Origin of the sequence: Streptomyces sp. E2N166, assembly GCF_003671715.1 — a bacterium.
Taxonomy (GTDB): Bacteria; Actinomycetota; Actinomycetes; order Streptomycetales; family Streptomycetaceae; genus Streptomyces; species Streptomyces thinghirensis.
In genome coordinates this window covers 46,431-61,226 of the sequence record NZ_RAIF01000020.1, presented here as the reverse complement: position 1 = coordinate 61,226, position 14,796 = coordinate 46,431, and the positions used below count along the sequence as shown (strand labels likewise).

Here is a 14,796-nt window from a genome sequence, read left to right as displayed (position 1 = left end):
ACGATGACGACCTGGCCGGCACCACGGCCCGCGGAGCCGCCCTCGCGGCAGGGCTCAGTGCCCAGCTGGCCCGCGAGGAGGCGGAGGCGCAGCCGGCCGGGGTCCAGGCCTCCGTCCAGGGAGCCGGGGCACCGGTCGGCCCCGACGCCGCCCTCTGGGACGACAGCGCACTGCCCCTCTTCCCTCTTCAGCCCCCGCGTACCGGCCGCGAGATCCTCACCGCCCACATCACGGCGATGGTGTGCTGCGCGGCGATGGACACCGCCGGCGCGACCCCCGGCCTCGACTGGCTCGACGGGCCGTCCCTCCTGGTCGACGGCGCCCGCGCAGTGGACCTGGGCCCCCACGTCCGCAGCCTCGTCGAGACGGGTGACCCGGGTCCCCTGCGCGTCTGGATGACCGAGCTCGGCATACGCCCGGAAAAGCCGGTGCGCCTGGTCTGACCCGCCCCACCGGCTGCCGCGCCGGAACGCCGAATCGGACTCATCGATTCCACTTTGGGCCACTTCGCAACGAACAGTGACAGCACGCGCGCGAAATGTGATGTGCTGGGACCGATCGCGCACATGGCAAAGGCGTTCGTCATACGCACGACCACGGGGGCACGAGGGAGGGAACTGTCCCATGGGGCCTGAGCAGATCCGCCGCTGGGAGTCGGGAGCACTCGCGCATGCCGTGACGGATCCCTTCGGACAGGGACCCGTCCCCTGGTTACGCGGCGGCGAGACGTACTTCGGCGACACCGGCCAGGTCGTCGCCTGGTACGCGGACCAGGACGCCGTACCGGACCCGGACGGCAGGACCGGCACGGAGACCCGAGGGTGGCGCACCGACGGCGGCGGCCCGCGCGCCGCCGACGACGTCCGCCGCCAGATCAAGGGCTTCACCGCCACCGGAGCCGCCGCCCCCGGCGAGGCCATCGACTTCCACATCACCGTCGACCCGCCCCAGGAGTTCTGCGTCGACGTCTACCGGATCGGCCACTACGGCGGTGACGGCGCCGCCAAGATCACCACCAGCCCTCGCCTGTCCGGCATCGTCCAGCCTCCGCCGCTCACCGCCGACCGCACGGTCTCCTGCCACCACTGGTGGCTGTCCTGGCGGCTCCAGATCCCGTCGTACTGGAACATCGGCGCGTACGTGGCTGTCCTGACCACCGCCGACGGCTACCGCTCCCACGTGCCCTTCACGGTCCGGGACAGCCACCCGGCCGACCTGCTCCTCCTCCTGCCGGACATCACCTGGCAGGCGTACAACCTCTACCCGGAGGACGGCCGCACCGGCGCCAGCCTCTACCACGCCTGGGACGAGGACGGCCGGCTCCTGGGCGAGGCGGACGCCGCGACGACCGTCTCCTTCGACCGCCCGTACGCGGGTGCCGGTCTGCCCCTCCACGTCGGCCACGCCTACGACTTCATCCGCTTCGCCGAGCGCTACGGCTACGACCTCGCCTACGCCGACGCCCGCGACCTGCACTCCGGCCGCGTCGACCCGACCCGCTACCGGGGCCTGGTCTTTCCCGGGCACGACGAGTACTGGTCCGCCGCCATGCGCCGCACCACGGAACTCGCCCGCGAGCACGGCACGTCCCTGGTCTTCCTCTCCGCCAACACCATGTACTGGCAGGTGGAGCTGGCACCCTCCCCCTCCGGCACCCCCGACCGCCTGCTGACCTGCCGCAAGCGCCGGGGCCCGGGCCGGCCGGTGCTGTGGCGGGAGGTCGACCGCGCCGAGCAGCAACTGCTCGGCATCCAGTACGCCGGCCGCGTCCCCGAACCGCACCCGATGATCGTCCGCAACGCCGGGCACTGGCTCTGGGAGGCCACCGGAGCGCACGAGGGCGACGAGATCGAGGACCTGGTGGCGGGCGAGGCCGACCGCTACTTCCCGCGCACCGCGCTCCCCGAGCACGACGAACGGATCCTGCTCGCGCACAGCCCGTACACCGACGTCGAGGGCGCCCGGCGCCACCAGGAGACGTCGCTGTACCGGGCGCCGTCGGGCGCCTGGGTGTTCGCGTCCGGGACGTTCGCCTGGTCGCCGGCGCTGGACCGCCCCGGCCACGTCGACCCCCGGGTCCAGCGGGCCACCGCCAACCTCCTGGACCGCATCTGCAAACGGGACTGACCCGCACCCGGACCGACCCGCCGTCCCCGATCACCCGGCCGTACGGGAGAATCGGAACCACTTGGACAGAACCACGGGGAGGAACCGTGTCCGGATTCGTCGAAAAGCCCGAGCCGATCCAGGTTCCGGGTCTGGTGCATCTGCACACCGGCAAGGTGCGCGAGCTGTACCGGAACGAGGCGGGCGACCTCGTGATGGTCGCCAGCGACCGCATCTCCGCCTACGACTGGGTGCTGCCGACCGAGATCCCCGACAAGGGCCGGGTCCTCACCCAGCTCTCCCTGTGGTGGTTCGACCAGCTCGCCGACCTGGTCCCGAACCACGTCCTGAGCACCGAGCTGCCCCCCGGCGTCCCCGCCGACTGGGAGGGCCGCGCGCTGGTCTGCAAGTCCCTGCGGATGGTTCCCGTGGAGTGCGTGGCCCGCGGCTACCTCACCGGCTCGGGGCTGGCCGAGTACAACGAGACCCGCACCGTCTGCGGCCTCGCCCTCCCCGAGGGCCTCGTCGACGGCTCGGAGCTGCCCGCCCCGATCTTCACCCCGGCCACCAAGGCCGAGGTGGGCGAGCACGACGAGAACGTCTCCTACGAGGAGGTCGCCCGCCAGGTCGGCGCGGACACCGCGGCCGCCCTGCGCCAGGCCACCCTCGCCGTCTACTCCCGTGCCCGGGACATCGCCCGCGACCGCGGCGTCGTCCTGGCGGACACCAAGTTCGAGTTCGGCTTCGCGGGCGAGAGCGGCGACGACCTCGTCCTCGGCGACGAGGTGCTCACCCCGGACTCCTCCCGCTTCTGGCCGGCCGACCAGTGGCAGCCGGGCCGCGCGCAGCCGTCGTACGACAAGCAGTTCGTCCGGGACTGGCTGACCTCGGCGGAGTCCGGCTGGGACCGGAAGAGCGAGCAGCCCCCGCCGCCGCTGCCGCAGCGGGTCGTGGACGCGACCCGGGCCAAGTACGTGGAGGCCTACGAGCGCCTGACCGGCCTGACCTGGTCGTAGCCGTCGTAGCCGCCGTAGCCGCGGACACGAGAAAGCCCCCGGCCGGAACCGGGGGCTTCCTCACACTGAGCGAACGACGAGGTTCGAACTCGCGACCTCAACCTTGGCAAGGTTGCGCTCTACCAACTGAGCTACGTTCGCACTGCGCCGTGGCGCGACAGCCACTATACCCAACCCCGCTCCCGCGCGAGCCGCACCGCCGCGTGCCGGTTCTCGGCGCCGAGCTTGCTCGCGGCCGACGACAGATAGTTCCGTACGGTCCCCTCCGCGAGCGCGGCGCGCTCGGCGATCTCCGCGACGGGCGCCCCGTCGGCGGCGTGCTCCAGCACCTCGGCCTCGCGCGCGGTCAGCGGCGAGTCCCCGGCGGAGATCGCGTCGGCGGCCAACTCCGGGTCGACGTAACGGTTTCCGGCGTGCACCGCGCGGATCAGCTCGGCGAGCCGCTGGGCGCTGACCGTCTTGGGGACGAACCCGCGCACCCCCGCCGCGAGCGCCCGCTTCAGATGGCCGGGCCGCCCGTGACTGGTCACGATCAGCACCCGGCAGGCGGGCAGCTCGGCCCGCAGGGATGTGGCGACCTTCACACCGTCCGCGCCGGGCATCTGCAGATCCAGTACGGCGACGTCGGGCGCGTGCGCCCGTGCCATCGCCAGTGCCTCCGGACCGGTGGCCGCCTCGGCGACCACGACGAGGTCGTCCTCCAGGGACAGCAGGGCCGCCAGCGCCCCGCGGATGAGGTGCTCGTCGTCGGCGAGCAGCACCCGTACGGGGGTCGTCACGACGTGGCCTCCAACGCCGCGGAACCGGCCGTCGGCAGCGGCACCCGGGCCGTGAGCCGGAACACGCCCTTGCCGGCCCGGCCGGCCTCCAGCGTGCCGTCCACGGCGGACAGCCGCTCCCGCAGCCCCGCGAGCCCGGAACCGCCCGAGGGCTCTTCCTCGGCCGCCTCCGCCACCCCGTCGTTCTCCACCGTCAGCACTGCCCGCCCTTCCGAAATCCGCACCGTCACGGCGCACTTCTCCGCGTTGCCGTGCCGCAGCACGTTCGTCGTCGCCTCCCGCACCACCCAGCCGAGCGCCGACTGGACCTCGGCGGGCAGTCCGGCCGTCTCGCCGGTGACCTCCGAGACGATGCCGGCCGCCGAGAGCACGCCCTTGGCGCCGGCCAGTTCGACCTCCAGGGCGGCTTCCCGGTAGCCGCGCACGACGTCCCGGACCTCCCGCTGCGACTCCTGGGCGATGCGCTGCACCTCGATCATCTGCTCCACCGCCTCGGGCCGGCCGCGCCGGGACAGCTGGACGGCCAGTTCGCTCTTGAGCGCGATCACCGCCAGGTTCCGGCCCATCACGTCGTGCAGGTCCCTGCCGAACCGCAGCCGCTCCTCCGCGACGGCGAGCCGGGCGCGGGTCTCCCGCGCCTGGTCCAGTTCGTAGACGGCGTTGAGCAGCCATACGGAGAAGACACAGGCGAAGGCGACGAAACCGCCGCCCACCAGCACGACGCCCGCGGTGAAGAGGGCGGCGGGGGCCGGCACGTCCAGCAGGAGTGAGAGCGTCGCGGCGCCGACCGAGAAACCGAGGACGAGCGCGATCGCGTGCCGTCTGCTGCGCAGGCCGAGCGCGATGATGCCGGACCCGATGGTCACGACACCCCCGAAGGCGGCGCCCGCCGCCGCGGCGACGTCCCCACCGTGCGACCCGCCCTTGGCGACGCCGAGTGAGGCGAACGCGATCACCGAGGTGAGGACGGCGAGCGTCCACAGCAGCCGTACGGGCTTGGCCCGCAGGCCGAGTTCCCAGTCCAGCGTCCGGGACGCGACCAGCATGAGGACGGTGGCGTGCACGCCGACCATCAGGAAGAGCGCGGTCGCGAGCCGAGCGTCGACCCGTCCGAAGGCCGACAGCCCCATGGCGACGATCTCCATGACCCCGAAGAAGTGGAACGACCACCGCGTGTACGTCTCCACCTTCTCCGGCGTGCTCTTCCGCCGCCACCATCCGCCCGGCCTGCGCATCCGACCCACTGCTCCCACTCGCCCCGTACCTCAGTGCCGCGGCTCCCAGCGGAACCACCGCCGTACAGCAAACACCGCGACCACGGTCCAGGCCACCGCCGTCGCCACGGCGCCCAGCGCCTCGTAGGCCGACAGGTCGCCGGTCCAGCCACCGCGCACCAGGGTGATGACGGGTGTCAGCGGCAGCAGCTCGCAGAAGGAGGCCAGCCGGTCGGGGAGCACCTCCAGCGGGACGAACATGCCGGAGCCGAGCATCGAGACGAACATGAACGGCAGTGGTGTGACCTGCGCGCTCTCACCGGTCCGGGTGAAGCTCGCGGTGACGGCCGCGAGCGCGGCGCACATCACCAGGCCGAGCAGCAGGCCGAGGACGGCCAGATGGGGCGCGGACGGCGCGGACAGGTCGAGCAGCACGAAGCAGCCCGCCGCCAGCAGGAGGCTCTGCACGAGGCCGCTGAGGACGGCCGGCATCGCGGACCCGCTCAGGATCTCGACGTCCCGCAGCTCGCCGGTGCGCAGCCGCTTGAGGACGAGTTCCTCGCGCCGGACGACGAAGACGCCGACGAGGGCCGAGTAGACGGCGAACAGCAGGGAGAAGCCGATCGCGGCGGGCAGGACGAGCGTGCCGGTGGTCAGTCCGGCCTCGGCGAGGTCCATCTCCTTGGACGCCGACCAGACGCTGAGCGGCAGCACCAGCGGCACGAACAGCGCGGCGAAGAGGGTGCCCTTGTTCCGTCCGAGCAGGGTCATCTCGGCGCGGGCGAGGGCGGTCATGCGCCCCATCGGTGTGGTGACCGTGGCGTTCGTGGCGCGCGCCGCGGAGTGCTCGGTGGTCGTGGCGCTCATGCCGCGTACTCCTTCGTCGTCGTGCCCTCGGCCGTCCCCGCGGACGCCTCCTTCGCGATCCCCAGGAACGCCTCCTCCAGGGACGCCGACCGCACGTCCAGGCGGCGCAGTTCCACTCCGGCCTGTCCGGCCCACATCAGCAGTCCGGTGGCGGCGCGCTGGAGTTCATGGGTGCGCAGCCTGACCATCCGGCCGTCGATCTCGTGTCCGCCGACGCCCAGTTCGTCGAGTGGCGGCAGGTCGCCCACGAAGTAGCCCGTGGGCAGTTCGAAGGAGATCCGGGAGGGCTGTGCGGCGGTCACCTCGGCCGGGGTTCCGGTGGCGGCGATCCGGCCCTCGTGCATGATCGCGAGCCGGTCGGCGAGGTTCTCGGCCTCCTCCAGGTAGTGCGTGGTCAGCAGCACCGTCGTACCGCCGTCGCGCAGCGCGCTCACCAACTCCCAGGTGTCCCGGCGGCCTTCGGCGTCCAGGCCGGTGCTGGGCTCGTCGAGGAAGAGCACCTCGGGGTCGCCGAGCAGCGCGAGCGCCAGGTCCAGGCGGCGTCGCTGGCCCCCGGACAGCTGCTTCACGCGGGTGTCGGCCTTGTTCTCCAGGCCGACCATCGCCAGCACCTCCGCAGGCGGTCGGGCCCCGCTCACACAGCCCGCCCACATCCGCGCGGTCTCCGCGACGGTCAGCTCGGACGGGAAGCCGCCCTCCTGGAGCATCACCCCGGTGCGGGGGCGTATGGCGGCCCGCTCGGTGTACGGGTCGTGGCCGAGGACCCGCACCCGCCCGCCGGCCGGAGCGGCGAGGCCCTCCAGGAGTTCGACCGTCGATGTCTTGCCGGCGCCGTTGGTGCCGAGGAGGGCGAAGACCTCGCCGCGGCGCACGGAGAAGTCGATTCCGCGTACGGCCTCGAACCCGCCCCCGTACACACGTCGCAGGTCGGTGACCTCAATCACGTGTTCGTGTCCGTTTGATTGCATGCGTCAAGCATTACGGCCTGCCGGGCCGGGGGACAGTGCGAGCCGTCATCACCGGGCATGACAAATGTCAGAGGGGGTGGCCGGCCATCGCGCCGGAGGCACGAAAAGACCCCGGTCCACGAAGGACCGGGGTCTGATTACCGAGCGGACGACGAGGCTCGAACTCGCGACCTCAACCTTGGCAAGGTTGCGCTCTACCAACTGAGCTACGTCCGCATTGCCCCCGACCGGCCTTCACCGATCGGTGCGAGCACCAGCCTACCTGATCGAATCGAGTGATCGGTACGGCGGTGCAGAGCGGGTGACAGGAATTGCACACTGCGCCTTCCCCCTGGAAGGGGGATGTTCTACTACTGAACTACACCCGCGTGTTCCGTGAGCTGGGCCTTTCGGCCTCGCCCCTCGGCGTGCTCCAGACTTTAGCTGATCACCCGGGGTGCTGCGCAAGTCGGTTGCCGCGAGGGGCGGCTGAGCGGCCGTCGGCCGCTCCCGCCGGCAGCAGCTCTCGCCACGTACGGCTCACCGTGCCGCGGCGAACGCCTCGTACACCTTCTTCGGGATCCGGCCCCGCGCGGGCACGTCCATCTTGTTCGCCTGCGCCCAGGCCCGGACCGCCGCCGGGTCGGGGGCGACCTCCGTCTGCCGGTACGCCTTGCCGGACCGTGACCGCTTGCGGCCGGCCGACACGAACGGCTCGAGAGCCTTGCGCAGCTTTCGGGCATTGGCTTCGTTCAGGTCGATCTCGTACATCCGGCCGTCGACACCGAAGGCGATCGTCTCCGCCGCTTCCGAGCCGTCGATGTCGTCAAAGAGAGTGACCACGACACGCTGCGCCACGAATATCGGTCCCTTCGTGCGGCATCTCCGCGATGACGTGCCAGGACACCGCGTTGATGCCGACTGTTCGCCTGTAATTGGGCAAAGTATCGGCTAATGACATTTCATTTGTACAGTGCCCGGCATTGCAATGGGAAGCCCGACTAAATCTCTCCGCGTGTCCGTCGCGCAATAGGCGGCCATGCCAGATCGGGGATCTTTCCCGAAGCTTTTCGTGAGCGCCTCCTCCCGATGCCGAATCGTGACGGGGCTCACGTACTTTCCTCCAAGGCTACGCGCGTAGAAATTTTGTACGGGTAGTCTGAAGGAACCTGCTCAGCACCACACACCGGGAGTGCCAGTGGCACGCGTCGTAGTCGACGTCATGCTCAAGCCGGAGATCCTCGACCCCCAGGGCCAGGCGGTGCAGCGCGCACTGCCGCGGCTGGGTTTCGAGGGGATCTCTGACGTACGTCAGGGAAAGCGATTCGAACTGGAAGTGGACGGGCCGGTCGACGACGCCGCCCTCGCCCGCATCCATGATCTTGCGGAATCCTTCCTCGCCAACACCGTGATCGAGGACTTCACCGTCAAGGTCGAGTCCGACGACGTGGTCGCGGGGGCAGTGAAGTGACCGCTCGTATTGGCGTCGTCACTTTCCCCGGCAGTCTCGACGACCGGGACACGCAGCGTGCCATCCGCGTCGCCGGCGCGGAACCCGTGTCTCTCTGGCACAAGGACAAGGACCTCAAGCAGGTCGACGCCGTGGTGCTCTGCGGTGGTTTCTCTTACGGCGACTATCTGCGCGCGGGCGCCATCGCGCGATTCTCGCCGGTGATGGACACCGTCATCGAGCAGGCGAAGGCCGGACTCCCGGTGCTCGGCATCTGCAACGGCTTCCAGATCCTCACCGAGGCGCACCTGCTGCCCGGCGGCATGCTGGGCAACGACCACCTGCACTTCATCTGCCGCGACCAGAAGCTGCGGGTGGAGAACGCGGACACGTCCTGGACCAGCGACTACGCCGCCGGCCAGGAGATCCACATCCCGCTGAAGAACATGGACGGCCGCTACGTCGCCGACCGGCGCACGCTGGACGAGCTGGAGGCCGAGGGCCGGGTCGCCTTCCGGTACCTGGACATGAACCCGAACGGCTCGCTCAACGACATCGCCGGCATCACCAACGCCGCCGGGAACGTCGTCGGCCTCATGCCGCACCCCGAGCACGCCGTCGAGCCGCTGATCGGCACCGGCCGCACCGACGGCCTCCCGTTCTTCACCTCGATCCTCAAGAAGCTGGTCAACGCATGAGCCGGACGCCTCTGGACACGGTCGAGCACGCGACCGCGACCCCCGACGTCGAGCTGCCCTGGGCCGAGCTGGGCCTGAAGAAGGACGAGTACGAGCGGGTGGTGGAGATCCTCGGCCGCCGCCCCACCGGCGCGGAGCTCGCCATGTACTCCGTCATGTGGTCCGAGCACTGCTCGTACAAGAGCAGCAAGGTCCACCTGCGCCAGTTCGGGGAGAAGGCCCCCGAGTCCGACGCGATGCTCGTCGGCATCGGCGAGAACGCCGGTGTCGTCGACGTCGGCCAGGGCTACGCGGTCACCTTCAAGGTCGAGTCGCACAACCACCCCTCCTACGTGGAGCCCTACCAGGGTGCTGCCACGGGCGTCGGCGGCATCGTCCGCGACATCATCGCGATGGGCGCCCGGCCGGTGGCCGTCGTGGACCCGCTGCGCTTCGGCGCCGCGGACCACCCGGACACCAAGCGCGTCCTGCCCGGCGTCGTCGCCGGCATCGGCGGCTACGGCAACTGTCTGGGCCTGCCCAACATCGGCGGCGAGGTCGTCTTCGACGCCTGCTACCAGGGCAACCCGCTGGTCAACGCCGGTGCCATCGGCGTCATGCGGCACGAGGACATCCACCTCGCCAAGGCGTCCGGCGCGGGCAACAAGGTCATCCTGTACGGCGCCCGCACGGGCGGCGACGGCATCGGCGGCGCCTCGATCCTGGCCTCCGAGACCTTCGACGACGCCAAGCCCTCCAAGCGCCCGGCCGTCCAGGTCGGCGACCCCTTCCAGGAGAAGCTCCTCATCGAGTGCACCCTGGAGGCGTTCAAGGAGAAGCTCGTCGTCGGCATCCAGGACCTCGGCGCGGCGGGCCTGTCCTGCGCCACGTCCGAGCTGGCGTCCAACGGCTCCGGCGGCATGCGCGTCACCCTGGACGACGTCCCCCTGCGCGACTCGACGCTCTCTCCCGAGGAAATCCTCATGAGCGAGTCGCAGGAGCGGATGTGCGCGGTCGTGGAGCCGGAGAAGGTCGACCGCTTCCTGGAGATCTGCGACAAGTGGGACGTCATCGCCACCGTCATCGGTGAGGTCACCGACGGCGACCGCCTGGAGATCTACTGGCACGGCGGCAAGATCGTCGACGTCGACCCGCGCACGGTCGCCCACGACGGCCCGGTCTACGAGCGCCCCTACGCCCGCCCCGAGTGGCAGGACGCCCTCCAGGCCGACGACGCGAACAAGCTGCCCCGGCCGGAGACGAGCGAGCAGCTCAAGGACCAGGTCCTGAAGCTGGTCGGATCGCCCAACCAGGCGTCCAAGCAGTGGATCACCCAGCAGTACGACCACTTCGTGCAGGGCAACACCGTTCTCGCCCAGCCCGAGGACTCCGGCATGATCCGCGTGGACGAGGAGTCCGGCCTCGGCGTCGCCATCGCGACCGACGGCAACGGCCGGTACGCCAAGCTCGACCCGTACACAGGCGCGCAGCTGGCCCTCGCGGAGGCCTACCGCAACGTGGCGACGACCGGCGCCAAGCCGCTCGCCGTCTCCGACTGCCTGAACTTCGGCTCGCCCGAGGACCCGGCTGTCATGTGGCAGTTCGCGGAGGCCGTGCGCGGTCTGGCGGACGGCTGCCTCCAGCTGGGCACCCCGGTGACCGGAGGCAACGTCTCGCTCTACAACCAGACGGGCGAGGCGGCCATCCACCCCACCCCGGTGGTGGCCGTGCTGGGCGTCATCGACGACGTGGCGCGCCGCACGCCGGTCGCCTTCCAGGAGGAGGGCCAGCTGCTCTACCTCCTCGGCGACACCCGTGAGGAGTTCGGCGGCTCGGCCTGGTCCCAGGTGATCCACGACCACCTCGGCGGCCTGCCCCCGAAGGTCGACCTGGAGCGCGAGCGCCTGCTCGGCGAGATCCTGATCTCCGCCTCGCGCGACGGCATGATCGACTCCGCGCACGACCTGTCCGACGGCGGTCTGGTCCAGGCGGTCGTCGAGTCGGCACTGCTCGGCGGGAAGGGCGCGCGTCTGGTCGTACCGGACGGGCTCGACGCCTTCACCTTCCTGTTCTCGGAGTCGGCGGGCCGCGCGGTCGTCGCCGTCCCGCGCTCGGAGGAGCTGCGCTTCAACGACATGTGCGGTGCGCGCGGCCTGCCCGCGACCCGCATCGGTGTCGTGGACGGCGACGCGGTCGAGGTCCAGGGCGAGTTCACCCTCCCCCTGACCGACCTGCGCGAGGCCCACGAGGGCACGATCCCGGCGCTGCTCGCGTAGAAGGCCTGTGCGGTCGAGGTCCCGTCCGGTCGTTCCGGGCGGGACCTCGTCGTTTCAGCGCACGTAGCTCTTGAGGATCTCCGTGTCGAGTTCGATGCCGACCGGGTCGGGGAGGACCAACGTCTCGCCGAACTTCGTGACGCGGGCGTCCCGGTAGCCGCCGATCACCCGGTCCGGAGAGCTGTGCACCGTAGCCGTGCAGGAATCCCGGTCGATCAAGAGGTACACGGGAATGCCCGCCTCGCCGTAGGCGGCCGGTTTTTCGCGTCGGTCTCGTCGGTCCGTGTCCGAGTCGTACGAGGTCACCTCGACGACCATGAGCGCTCCATCCGGGTCGGCCCACTCCCCGTGTCCGGCGAAGTGGGCCTCCGGCGTGAGGATGGCATCCGGCTTCGCCCTGCTCCGTCGGTACGCGTCGACGCGGAGGCCTTGGCCCCGCGCCAGGTCCAGTTCGGGTCGGCTCTGCATGCAGCGCCGGGTCAGCCAAGACAAGATGGCGGTGTGGTCTCCGTCGGTCACTGCTTTGGTCCCGATCCGTCCGTCGATGAACTCCAACGTGACGGTCTCGGGAGCGGCGGAAGCGATCGTTTCGAACTCGTCCACCGACATCTGAGACGTGTGCTCGGCCATAACCGTCATGCTGCACCTCCTTCCAGGCGCGGACCAGTGCTTCCGGGCGGCGGCGCTCCCGGGCCGTCTTTCGCAGCCAGACACGCGTACGAGTGACTCTTGCACGATATTACGTATCTACGTAATATCGAAGACGTGGAGCAACTGGAACAACGCGTAGCCGACCTCGAACGGCGCCTCGCCGCGCTGGAAGCCGCCGACCGGCCCGCTCCCCAGCTCGGCGAGGGCGAGTTCTGGGCCCTTGAGGGGCTGAAGGAGCAGCTCGCCGGGATGCGGGCCGCCGACGGAGGCGTCCTGTTCACCGGCGCCGTCCGCCTGCCGACCGGTGAGCGGTACGAATGGCAGCACGGCGCCTTGACCGAGGGCCTGCTGGACGTCGACTGGGCTGAGACCGCCGACGCGTTCGCGGCACTCGGGCACCCCGTCCGGCTGCGGCTGCTGCGCGAGATCCTCGGCGGCCGGCGCACCGCCGCGGAGCTGGCCGAGCTGGACGAGGTGGGCACGACCGGCCAGATCTACCACCACCTCCGCCAGCTCACCGGCGCCGGCTGGCTGCACACCACCGGCCGGGGCCGCCACGAGGTGCCGCCGGGCCGGGTCGTACCGCTGCTGGTGGCGCTGTCGGCGGCGCGCGGCTGACCGGGAACGGCGCGAGAGTCGATCTAAGGGGGACCCATGTCCGCACGCAAGCTAGCCATGATCACCTTCCGGGCGCTGCAACTGGGCTTCATAGCCCTGGTGACCGCCCACATCATCTTCGGCTTCGGGTATCCGTGGTGGTGGAACTTCCTGCCCCTCGCCCTTGCCTACGTCCTCATCACCGTGGTCAACCGGTGGGGCGGCGGCGCCCCGGACGCCCCGCGCGTCGCCCGTGAAACCGTCGAGGTCGACCCGCCCGTCACCGGCCGCTGGTCCGCGCTGAACAGCCCCGCCGACCGCACCCCGAGCCACGGCACCCACGCCTACGGCCAGACCTTCGCCGTGGACCTCGTGGCCGAGCCGGAGCCCGGCGCCCGCCCCGGCTTCCGCGCCCTGTGGCCGCTCGCCCGCCGCAGCCGTGACTTCCCGGCGTTCGGAGCGCCGCTGCTCGCGGTCGCCGACGGCACGGTCGTCCGGACCGACGACACCCAGCGCGACCACCTGAGCCGCAACTCGCTGCCCGCGCTGCTGTACCTGATGCTCGTGGAGGGCTCGGTCCGCGAGATGGGCGGCGTCCGCCGCATCGTCGGCAACCATCTGGTGCTGGATCTCGGCGACGGCACGTACGCGATGTACGCCCATGTGCGGCGCGGCTCGTTCGCCGTGCGCGAGGGCGACCGGGTACACACCGGCGAGTTGCTGGCCCAGTGCGGCAACTCCGGCAACTCCTCCGAGCCGCACGTCCACTTCCAGCTGATGGACGGCCCCGATCCGGACACCGCCCGGGGTGTCCCCTTCACCTGGCGCGGGGTCGGCGTCCCGCGCAACGGCGAGGTATTCGACGTACCCGAACCGGCGGACCACGCCGCCCATCGCGGCTGTTGGCTTCGTCGGGCGGTCGCGGAGCCGGTGGAGCCGCGGAGCGGGGAAACGGGGGAGCAATGCGGGTGCCGGACGGTGTGCGCGAGTCCGTGAACGTCCTGCTGTGTCTGGCCGCCGTCGTGGCGATCGGCTGGAGCGGCCGCGAGATATGGCAGGTGTGGGACGGCCGGCGGCAGATCGACGCGGCCTGCGCGGGACTTGTTCCGGCCGGGCGGGTGCTGGCGCTCTCCCCGGCCGGCGGCCGGATCACGCACCGCGAAGCCGACGAGGGTGTGATCGAGATCGACCGCGGTCTCGGCGCCGGGTCGGCGCAGGACTGCGAGATCTTCAGCACCGAGGCCGGCGAGAAGGCCGGCGAGGAGACGGGCGGGCGGTGGTTCTTCACGGGCGCGGTGGGCGTGCTGCCGGCGAACCGCCCCCTGATCGCCGACGGCCCGCTGGAGGACCTCGTCGACACCTTCGGCGGTCCCACCCACCCCGACCAGCCCCTCGGCGGAGACATCGCGGGCTGGGTCACGGAATCCGACGTCGTCGTCCAGTTGCCGTGCGCCGAGGGCAGGCTGAACGGACGGGAGGTGACCGCCCTGTGGGCGCGGGCCTCGCTGCAGAATCCCGGGCGGCGGTTCACCGTCGGCGGTCAGCTGAGCGCGGACGACCGCGACATCCTCACCGAGACGGCCGTGATCACCGCCAACAACCTCGCCGACCGGCTGGGCTGCGCCGACCGGCTGCCCGACGCGCCGGAGAGCGTCCCCGCGCTGCCCGAGGGCCCGGTCCCGGCGGCGCGCGCCGAGGGCACCTGCGCCTGGTACGGCAAGACCGGCCTCGCCCGCCGTGAGGGTTTCCCCGACCAGGTCGTCGAGAGCCGCACCGACGACCGGCTGTGGGACCAGCGGTGCGGCCTCGTGCTCAGCGAGAGCCGGGCGAGCGCTCTCCACCAGTCCGAGGGGAGCGAGCACCGCGTCAGCCGCCCGGAGCGCCCCGGCCGGTGGTTCGTCTCCCTGCACACCTACGCCGGCGAGGAGGCGAAGACCCTCCTGCTCACCAGCACCAACCCGCGCGAGGAGCCCGAGCCCGCGACACCCGGCCGGGCCGGACGCAGCACCGAGGACCCGGTCTGGTGGGCGTCCTCCGTCTGCGACGGGAAGCCGCAGATCCACACCATGACCGTCTCCCTGGGCTACCACAGCATCATGACCCCGCGGATGGAACAGGTCTTCCGCGTCTACGTCGACGACGTGACGAACCGCCGCCACTGCACGGACCTGGTATTTCCCGAGAGCTCCACCTTCAGCGCCGACTAGCTAGGCTCG

The 14,796-nt window shown here is 71.1% G+C and carries 14 protein-coding genes, 3 tRNA genes and 1 pseudogene; 9 read left to right on the top strand and 9 right to left on the bottom strand.

Annotation, left to right across the window (positions count from 1 at the left end):
* From EBH09_RS17180 to EBH09_RS17170, 3 genes and pseudogenes are all read left to right on the top strand, one after another.
* Positions 1 to 443: pseudogene (locus EBH09_RS17180) on the top strand (hypothetical protein); the annotation flags it as partial.
* Between the two features lie 181 nt (positions 444 to 624).
* Positions 625 to 2,127, top strand: coding sequence for a N,N-dimethylformamidase beta subunit family domain-containing protein (locus tag EBH09_RS17175; RefSeq protein WP_121747886.1), 1,503 nt, complete (start codon positions 625 to 627; stop codon positions 2,125 to 2,127).
* 86 nt (positions 2,128 to 2,213) lie between these two features.
* Positions 2,214 to 3,122 carry a phosphoribosylaminoimidazolesuccinocarboxamide synthase gene (locus EBH09_RS17170; RefSeq protein WP_121747885.1) on the top strand — a complete coding sequence of 303 codons (909 nt, stop codon included), beginning with the start codon at positions 2,214 to 2,216 and terminating at the stop codon, positions 3,120 to 3,122.
* A gap of 68 nt (positions 3,123 to 3,190) precedes the next feature.
* Here EBH09_RS17170 and EBH09_RS17165 read toward each other — a convergent pair.
* From EBH09_RS17165 to EBH09_RS17130, 8 genes are all read right to left on the bottom strand, one after another.
* Positions 3,191 to 3,263, bottom strand: a tRNA-Gly gene (locus EBH09_RS17165).
* 23 nt (positions 3,264 to 3,286) lie between these two features.
* Positions 3,287 to 3,901: a response regulator transcription factor gene (locus tag EBH09_RS17160; protein WP_121747884.1), complete on the bottom strand. Its 615-nt coding sequence runs from the start codon at positions 3,899 to 3,901 to the stop codon at positions 3,287 to 3,289.
* Entirely contained in the window at positions 3,898 to 5,136 is a 1,239-nt protein-coding gene (locus EBH09_RS17155; protein ID WP_121747883.1) for a histidine kinase, read from the bottom strand. The genes EBH09_RS17160 and EBH09_RS17155 overlap by 4 nt, the downstream gene beginning before the upstream one ends.
* 30 nt (positions 5,137 to 5,166) lie before the next feature.
* Positions 5,167 to 5,982, bottom strand: a complete 816-nt coding sequence (locus EBH09_RS17150; protein WP_121747882.1) for an ABC transporter permease — start codon at positions 5,980 to 5,982, stop codon at positions 5,167 to 5,169.
* On the bottom strand, positions 5,979 to 6,950 hold the full coding sequence (locus EBH09_RS17145) for an ABC transporter ATP-binding protein (protein ID WP_121747881.1): 972 nt from the start codon (positions 6,948 to 6,950) through the stop codon (positions 5,979 to 5,981). Before EBH09_RS17145 ends, EBH09_RS17150 begins: the two co-directional genes overlap by 4 nt.
* 143 nt (positions 6,951 to 7,093) lie before the next feature.
* A tRNA-Gly gene (locus EBH09_RS17140) sits at positions 7,094 to 7,166 on the bottom strand.
* An 80-nt stretch (positions 7,167 to 7,246) separates the two neighbouring features.
* Positions 7,247 to 7,318: transfer RNA gene (locus EBH09_RS17135), tRNA-Gly, on the bottom strand.
* A 151-nt stretch (positions 7,319 to 7,469) separates the two neighbouring features.
* Complete coding sequence (locus EBH09_RS17130) at positions 7,470 to 7,787, bottom strand: Lsr2 family protein (protein WP_121747880.1); 318 nt, start codon at positions 7,785 to 7,787, stop codon at positions 7,470 to 7,472.
* A gap of 340 nt (positions 7,788 to 8,127) precedes the next feature.
* On the opposite strand from EBH09_RS17130, the gene purS reads away from it, so the two are divergent.
* From purS to purL, 3 genes are read left to right on the top strand one after another with little or no spacing between them, the layout of a single operon-like run.
* Positions 8,128 to 8,400, top strand: a complete 273-nt coding sequence (gene purS, locus EBH09_RS17125; RefSeq protein ID WP_053133538.1) for a phosphoribosylformylglycinamidine synthase subunit PurS — start codon at positions 8,128 to 8,130, stop codon at positions 8,398 to 8,400.
* Positions 8,397 to 9,077, top strand: coding sequence for a phosphoribosylformylglycinamidine synthase subunit PurQ (purQ, locus tag EBH09_RS17120; RefSeq protein ID WP_121747879.1), 681 nt, complete (start codon positions 8,397 to 8,399; stop codon positions 9,075 to 9,077). The genes purS and purQ overlap by 4 nt, the downstream gene beginning before the upstream one ends.
* On the top strand, positions 9,074 to 11,332 hold the full coding sequence (gene purL / locus EBH09_RS17115) for a phosphoribosylformylglycinamidine synthase subunit PurL (protein ID WP_121747878.1): 2,259 nt from the start codon (positions 9,074 to 9,076) through the stop codon (positions 11,330 to 11,332). Before purQ ends, purL begins: the two co-directional genes overlap by 4 nt.
* A gap of 54 nt (positions 11,333 to 11,386) precedes the next feature.
* On the opposite strand, the gene EBH09_RS17110 is transcribed toward purL, so the two are convergent.
* On the bottom strand, positions 11,387 to 11,971 hold the full coding sequence (locus EBH09_RS17110; RefSeq protein ID WP_121747877.1) for a Uma2 family endonuclease: 585 nt from the start codon (positions 11,969 to 11,971) through the stop codon (positions 11,387 to 11,389).
* Positions 11,972 to 12,097: 126 nt separating this feature from the next.
* On the opposite strand from EBH09_RS17110, the gene EBH09_RS17105 reads away from it, so the two are divergent.
* From EBH09_RS17105 to EBH09_RS17095, 3 genes are read left to right on the top strand one after another with little or no spacing between them, the layout of a single operon-like run.
* Complete coding sequence (locus EBH09_RS17105; protein ID WP_193776368.1) at positions 12,098 to 12,601, top strand: helix-turn-helix domain-containing protein; 504 nt, start codon at positions 12,098 to 12,100, stop codon at positions 12,599 to 12,601.
* A 36-nt stretch (positions 12,602 to 12,637) separates the two neighbouring features.
* Positions 12,638 to 13,576: a M23 family metallopeptidase gene (locus EBH09_RS17100; protein ID WP_121747876.1), complete on the top strand. Its 939-nt coding sequence runs from the start codon at positions 12,638 to 12,640 to the stop codon at positions 13,574 to 13,576.
* Positions 13,543 to 14,787, top strand: a complete 1,245-nt coding sequence (locus EBH09_RS17095; RefSeq protein ID WP_121747875.1) for a hypothetical protein — start codon at positions 13,543 to 13,545, stop codon at positions 14,785 to 14,787. The genes EBH09_RS17100 and EBH09_RS17095 overlap by 34 nt, the downstream gene beginning before the upstream one ends.
* The last annotated feature ends 9 nt before the right edge of the window (positions 14,788 to 14,796 follow it).

Coding starts and splice junctions, on each gene's coding strand:
- EBH09_RS17145 (WP_121747881.1), bottom strand. CDS start 6,950: ATGCAATCAAACGGACACGAACACGTGATTGAGGTCACCGACCTGCGA.
- purL (WP_121747878.1), top strand. CDS start 9,074: ATGAGCCGGACGCCTCTGGACACGGTCGAGCACGCGACCGCGACCCCC.
- EBH09_RS17155 (WP_121747883.1), bottom strand. CDS start 5,136: ATGCGCAGGCCGGGCGGATGGTGGCGGCGGAAGAGCACGCCGGAGAAG.
- EBH09_RS17150 (WP_121747882.1), bottom strand. CDS start 5,982: ATGAGCGCCACGACCACCGAGCACTCCGCGGCGCGCGCCACGAACGCC.
- EBH09_RS17175 (WP_121747886.1), top strand. CDS start 625: ATGGGGCCTGAGCAGATCCGCCGCTGGGAGTCGGGAGCACTCGCGCAT.
- EBH09_RS17100 (WP_121747876.1), top strand. CDS start 12,638: ATGTCCGCACGCAAGCTAGCCATGATCACCTTCCGGGCGCTGCAACTG.
- EBH09_RS17110 (WP_121747877.1), bottom strand. CDS start 11,971: ATGACGGTTATGGCCGAGCACACGTCTCAGATGTCGGTGGACGAGTTC.
- EBH09_RS17095 (WP_121747875.1), top strand. CDS start 13,543: ATGCGGGTGCCGGACGGTGTGCGCGAGTCCGTGAACGTCCTGCTGTGT.